The sequence below is a fragment of the Trebonia sp. genome, from assembly GCF_049794275.1.
Taxonomy (GTDB): Bacteria; Actinomycetota; Actinomycetes; order Streptosporangiales; family Streptosporangiaceae; genus Trebonia.
Genome location: NZ_JBARCR010001298.1, coordinates 1 through 6,037, shown reverse-complemented (window position 1 = coordinate 6,037; position 6,037 = coordinate 1). Strand labels below are relative to the sequence as shown.

6 protein-coding genes and 1 pseudogene are annotated in these 6,037 nt (G+C 68.7%); all 7 read left to right on the top strand.

Annotation, left to right across the window (positions count from 1 at the left end):
* The first annotated feature begins 990 nt into the window (after window positions 1-990).
* Window positions 991-1,311, top strand: a complete 321-nt coding sequence (gene mihF / locus WA805_RS31490; protein WP_422275622.1) for an integration host factor, actinobacterial type — start codon at window positions 991-993, stop codon at window positions 1,309-1,311.
* Window positions 1,312-1,355: 44 nt separating this feature from the next.
* Window positions 1,356-2,000 (top strand): guanylate kinase, encoded by a 645-nt coding sequence (gmk, locus tag WA805_RS31485; RefSeq protein WP_422275620.1) that lies wholly within the window; start codon window positions 1,356-1,358, stop codon window positions 1,998-2,000.
* A gap of 11 nt (window positions 2,001-2,011) precedes the next feature.
* Window positions 2,012-2,272, top strand: a complete 261-nt coding sequence (gene rpoZ / locus WA805_RS31480) for a DNA-directed RNA polymerase subunit omega (protein WP_422275618.1) — start codon at window positions 2,012-2,014, stop codon at window positions 2,270-2,272.
* A gap of 14 nt (window positions 2,273-2,286) precedes the next feature.
* Window positions 2,287-3,522, top strand: coding sequence for a bifunctional phosphopantothenoylcysteine decarboxylase/phosphopantothenate--cysteine ligase CoaBC (gene coaBC, locus WA805_RS31475; RefSeq protein WP_422275616.1), 1,236 nt, complete (start codon window positions 2,287-2,289; stop codon window positions 3,520-3,522).
* A 77-nt stretch (window positions 3,523-3,599) separates the two neighbouring features.
* The gene (metK, locus tag WA805_RS31470; protein ID WP_425244161.1) at window positions 3,600-4,793 is read left to right on the top strand and encodes a methionine adenosyltransferase; all 1,194 of its coding nucleotides are present in this window, start codon (window positions 3,600-3,602) and stop codon (window positions 4,791-4,793) included.
* Between the two features lie 349 nt (window positions 4,794-5,142).
* Complete coding sequence (locus WA805_RS31465) at window positions 5,143-5,379, top strand: DUF397 domain-containing protein (RefSeq protein ID WP_422289846.1); 237 nt, start codon at window positions 5,143-5,145, stop codon at window positions 5,377-5,379.
* Window positions 5,380-5,574: 195 nt separating this feature from the next.
* A pseudogene (locus tag WA805_RS31460) lies at window positions 5,575-6,037 on the top strand (primosome assembly protein PriA); the annotation flags it as partial.

Here is a 6,037-nt window from a genome sequence, read left to right as displayed (position 1 = left end):
CCCTATCACCAGGGCGCCGGACCCGGGCGCCGCCGCGGCCGCCGTGGCCGCCTCGCTGCGCCGCGCGGTGTCGGGTTCGGTCCCGCGTTAAGCCGGAGTCCTGTCCTCGTACGGCCGGCCGTGACTGGCACGCAATTGCGCGCGAATCCGCGGTTGAAAGCGTCAGAAAGTCGCGATATCTCGCGAGCAAGCAAAGCGGAACCGTTGCCCCACGGGCACCAGACGGTGCCGCGGCCGGCGGAGATTATGGCCAGTACGACAAACCTCGCCGGCGGCGATTGTCGGTCCGGTACTGTGATGGACACGCCGCGGTGGGTAAAATCTCCTGCCAAGAGCCGGGAGAAGGCTAGCGTCTGAACATCCGTGGCATGAGAAAAGCGGCAATTCAATCACAGAAATCACATATGTCGCCGGCCTCCATGAGGCGGCGCGTTCGGGCACGCCATGAATAGACGGCGGCCGATGATTCGTGCCCCACGAGAGGCGTCGCGGCGGGAATACGTTTTCGCGGCGTCCCGTCAGGGCAGCCCTGTTGCGTGTATTGTTAGCACGTCGGTGGTGCCCGTGCCGGGCGTCCGGCACGTCCGTCGCCCGGCAATCGCGGTGGCGACGGCCGGTCGCGCCCTAGGCGGCCCGGGCGCCCGATCCACCGGCGCAAACGGCGCGCGCGGCAGTTCGAGCGGGCGGGGCTCCGGCCCCGGCGAAGGGAACGCGGCGCCGTCCATTCGGAAGGGGACATGGCGCATAATTCGCGGCAGACGGGTCAGTGTTTCGGGGGAAACGACGAGTCCGTGGCTATCACGGCACGAGAGCCCGCCAGACGCGCAGGACCTGCAAATGGCTACTCTTAGTAATGAAACATGCACTAAGAGTAATATATTTGGATTTGTGATGACATAAACCGAGATTCACGTTGCCGAAAGGGTGCTTGACTCGCTAGTTTCCCCTCCCGTCCAACCTTTTTTTCAACGAAACCCGAGGTGACCCCGAGTGGCTCTTCCTCCCCTCACTCCCCAGCAGCGCGCCGATGCCTTGCAGAAGGCGGCGATAGCGCGTAAGGAACGCGCCGAGGTTAAGAATCGCCTCAAGCGCGGTGCAGTCACGCTGTCCGAGGTGATCAAGGACGGATCAACGGACGACGTGATTGGCAAGATGAAGGTCTCCGCTCTGCTTGAGTCGCTGCCTGGCGTGGGCAAGGTCCGCGCGAAGCAGATCATGGAGCGGCTCGGCATCGCCGAGTCCCGCCGGGTGCGCGGGCTTGGCGCCAACCAGCGCGCCGCGCTTGAGCAGGAATTCGGTGCGGACATCTGACGCTGGTAACCGGCTTCGCGAGCGGTCGGCGCGGGCACGAGGGCATGGCTTTCTCCCCCGACGGTAAGGCGCGCGAGGCGGTTGCCGCCAAGGGCGCGGCGCCCAGCGGGGCTTGCGCGCCCGCAGGACGGAGAAATTCGCGGCTGACTGTGCTCTCCGGACCCTCCGGGGTCGGGAAGAGCACAGTCGTCGCGGAACTCCGCCGTGAGTGTCCAGAGATCTGGATTTCCGTTTCCGTTACCACTCGAAGGCCGCGGCCGGGAGAGGTGAACGGGCGGGAATATTACTTTGTAGACAACCGCGAGTTTGACCGCATGCTGGCCGCCGGGGAACTCCTGGAGTGGAACGAGTTCGCGGGAAACAAATACGGCACGCCGCGGGAACCGGTCCGTGAGCGCATCGAGCGCGATGAGCCGACGCTGCTCGAGATCGACCTCAATGGCGCGCGGCAGGTCCGCGAGGTCATGAAGGACGACGCCTTGTTCGTCTTTCTGCAGCCACCGTCCTGGGAGGAACTGGTCCGCAGGCTCACCCGCCGCGGCACTGAGGCCCCCGACGTGGTTGAACGCCGCCTGGCGGTGGCGCGGGAAGAACTCGCCGCGGCCGGCGAGTTTGACGTAACGCTGGTGAACACGTCCGTCAGTGAGGTGTGCCGGCAACTGGTAACGTTGATTAACAATCATCGATAGGAAGGCGACAGGTGGCAGGGACCCCCGCCGCAGACGGCATCATTAACCCGCCGATCGACGAGCTCCTCGACGTCGTGGACAGCAAGTACCGGCTCGTCATCATGGCGGCCAAGCGGGCACGCCAGATCAATGCGTACTACTCGCAGCTAGGCGAGGGCCTGCTCGAGTACGTCGGCCCGCTCGTCGAGACGCGCGTCCAGGAGAAGCCGCTGTCAATCGCGCTGCGCGAGACCAGGGAACGGCTGCTCAAGGTGGAGCAAACCGAGGGCTAGCCCCCGGGCCCGCCATGGCGCGCGTCATCCTCGGTGTCGGCGCCGGAATCGCCGCGTACAAAGCATGTGAGCTGTTGCGCCTGCTCAAAGAGGCGGGCCACCGCGTGCGGGTCGTGCCGACCCCCGACGCGCTGCGCTTCGTCGGCGAACCGACCTGGGCGGCGCTGTCCGGTGAGCCGGTCGCGGCCGACGTGTGGACCGACGTCGCCGACGTCCCCCACGTACGGCTCGGGCAGAGCGCGGACCTGGTGCTGGTCGCGCCGGCGACCGCCGACGTGCTCGCCCGCGCCGCCGCGGGACTGGCCGCGGACCTGCTGACCGCGACGCTGCTGACGGCCCGCTGCCCGGTGATGTACGCGCCGGCGATGCATACCGAGATGTGGGAACACCCCGCCACCCAGCACAACGTGGCGACGCTGCGGACCCGCGGCGCGCTGGTCGTCGAGCCCGCCACCGGCCGCCTTACCGGCGCGGACAGCGGCAAGGGGCGGCTTCCTGAGCCGGCCGAGCTCTTCGCGCTGGCGGAATCGGTGCTTTCATCCCGAACGGACGCGGCCGGCTCCGCAGCCGCCCCGTTTCTCACGATGGCGGGCCGGCGGGTGGTCGTCTCGGCCGGCGGGACGCGGGAGGAACTCGATCCGGTCCGCTTCCTCGGCAACTGGTCGACAGGCAGGCAGGGCTACGCGTTCGCGAGGTCCGCGGCGGCCCGCGGCGCGGAGGTGACCGTGGTCGCCGCGAACGTCGAGCTGCCCGACCCCGCCGGGGTGAAGGTCATCCGCGTCGTCTCCGCCAGGGACATGCACGCCGCGATGCTCGACGAGGCGCGGACCGCGGACGCGGTGGTGATGACCGCGGCGGTCGCGGACTTCCGCCCCGCGGCGCGCAGCGGCCAGAAGATCAAGAAGGACGGTCCCGGTCCCCGCGTGCCCGGCCCGATCGCGCTGACGGAAAATCCCGACATCCTCGCGGACCTGGCCGCCCGCCGGGCGGCGCACGGCCCGGCGGGCCAGGTGCTCGTCGGGTTCGCGGCCGAGACCGACCTGGACCTGACGGCCGCCCAGGCCAAGCTGGCCCGCAAGGGATGCGACCTGCTCGTGGTCAACCAGGTGGGCGGCGGGCTCGGGTTCGGCGCCGGCGACAACGAGGCCGTAGTGCTCGACGCCGGCGGTGGCCAGACGCCGATCCCGCGGCGGTCGAAGGACGCGCTGGCCAGCGTCGTCTGGGACCTGGTCGCCGCGCGGCTGGGCTGAGACCCGCGCCCTGCGCCGCCGGTCGCCGCTGGCGGCTACACTCTGCCAGGTCTGCTGAGCAATGGATGGAGAAGAACGTGGCCCGTCGGCTGTTTACCTCGGAATCGGTGACTGAAGGCCATCCCGACAAGATGGCCGACCAGATCAGCGATGCCATCCTCGACGCGATGATCAAGGACGACGCCGGCAGCAGGGTGGCGGTGGAGACGCTCATCACGACCGGGCAGGTCCACGTCGCCGGCGAGGTCAGCACGAAGACCTACGTGGACATTCCCGGCATCATCAGGGAGAAGATCCTGCAGATCGGCTACGACTCCTCGGCCAAGGGCTACGACGGCGCGTCCTGCGGCGTGTCTGTCTCTATCGGGTCGCAGTCGGCGGACATCGCCCAGGGCGTGACGGACGCGTACGAGTTCCGCGAGGGCGAAGGCACCGAGGACTACGACAGGCAGGGGGCGGGCGATCAGGGCCTGATGTTCGGCTACGCCTGCCGGGAGACCCCCGAGCTGATGCCGCTGCCGATCATGATGGCGCACAAGCTGGCTCGCCGGCTGTCCGAGGTGCGCCGCTCCGGCACCGTTCCCTACCTGCGGCCGGACGGCAAGACCCAGGTGACCGTGGAGTACGCGGGGGACCGGCCGGTGCGGCTGGACACCGTGGTCGTCTCCACCCAGCACGCCCCGGACATCAACCTGAAGGAACTGCTCGCGCCGGACGTCAAGGACTACGTCGTCGAGCCGGTGCTCGCCGAGTTCGGGCTCGACACCGCCGGGTACCGGCTGCTGGTCAACCCGACCGGGCGGTTCGAGATCGGCGGCCCGATGGGCGACGCGGGCCTCACCGGGCGCAAGATCATCATCGACACCTACGGCGGCATGGCCAGGCACGGCGGCGGTGCCTTCTCCGGCAAGGACCCGTCGAAGGTGGACCGCAGCGCCGCCTACGCGATGCGGTGGGTGGCTAAGAACGTAGTGGCGGCGGAGCTGGCCGACCGCTGCGAGGCGCAGGTCGCGTACGCGATCGGCAAGGCCAAGCCGGTCGGGCTCTTCGTCGAGTGCTTCGGCACCGAGCGGGTGCCGGTGGAACGGATCCAGGACGCGATCTCCGAGGTCTTCGACCTGCGGCCGCGGGCGATCATCGCCAGCCTCGACCTGCTGCGCCCGATCTACGCGCAGACAGCGGCGTACGGTCACTTCGGCCGCTCCGAGCCCGACTTCTCCTGGGAGCGCATCGACCGCGCCGCCCAGCTGCGCGCCGCGGCCGGCCTGTAATACGACATTTCGGCTCCTGCCAGGCCACCCAAAACGGGTAACCGGGACATAACCTGCCCATACTTCGCTGATCGGCCGTCCATACCTGCGGCCGATCACGTACCGTATAAGGGAAGTTGCTTTCTAGAAAACAAGCCTCTGCGTGGCCGTGCAGATGGCGTATGCGTATGAAAGTGCGAAATCCGTTGCGGATGCACGTGCATGCGCTAAGCTCTTTCTCGTACGACCGGTGAGTCTCAGGGATCGGCAGAAACCGGTCATGTGCAACGGGGACCGGCAGCTAGTGCGCTGGGCCGTGGCAGCAGCAGCTAGACATGGTCCGAGTCAATGCGTCAGGAGACGAGAGACAATGCAGGACATTTACAACGGGATCTGCGCCACGCGGCTGGACGGCGCGGTGTGGCGTAAGAGTGAGCGCAGCAATTCGCAGGGGGCCTGCGTCGAGCTTGCCCGCCTCGACTCCGCCACGGTCGCGATGCGCAACTCGCGCGACCCCAAGGGCACGGCGCTGATTTACCCGGCCGACGCGGTCCGGGCCATGGTCAGCGCTCTTCGAGCGGGCGACTTCGACGACCTGCTCGGCTAGTAAGACCCGGTTACAGTAGAACCCGCGCTGGCTTAGCCGCCCGGGCGCCATTCCAGGCATGGGGGCTTCCCGCCCCCCTGGACTGGGCCGGCCGGTTAGCCCGCGAGCGGCCGGGCACGGGTATTGCGGCTTCCCGTGCCCGGCCGCTGGCGTCTCCTGGCTCAGCCGCCCCCAGGAGCGTGGTAGGACGGGACGGTGGCGAACAGGCAGCGCGCAGGCGGCAGGGCCAAGAAGGAGCCGCGGACCCTGCGTCCCGCGCCTGACTGCCCGGTCGCCCGCGTCGCGGTGGACATCCCGCTCGCCCACTTGGACCGGCCGTTCGACTACCTGGTTCCGGAGCGGCTCGCCGCCCAGGCGCTTCCCGGGGTGCGGGTACGGGTCAGGTTCGCCGGACAGCTGACCGACGGCTTCATCCTGGAGCGCGCGAGCGCCAGCGAGCACCAGGGACGGCTCAGCTACCTGGAACGGGTGGTGTCCGCCGAGCAGGTGCTGACACCCGAGATCGCCGGGCTGGCGCGGGCCGTCGCGGACCGGTACGCGGGGACGCTCGCCGACGTGCTGCGCCTCGCGATCCCGCAACGGCACGCCGCGACCGAGGCGAAACAGCCGCCGGACGGAGACCAGCCGCCGGACGGAGACCAGCCGCCGGACGGAGACC

Coding starts and splice junctions, on each gene's coding strand:
- coaBC (WP_422275616.1), top strand. CDS start 2,287: ATGGCGCGCGTCATCCTCGGTGTCGGCGCCGGAATCGCCGCGTACAAA.
- gmk (WP_422275620.1), top strand. CDS start 1,356: ATGGCTTTCTCCCCCGACGGTAAGGCGCGCGAGGCGGTTGCCGCCAAG.
- WA805_RS31465 (WP_422289846.1), top strand. CDS start 5,143: ATGCAGGACATTTACAACGGGATCTGCGCCACGCGGCTGGACGGCGCG.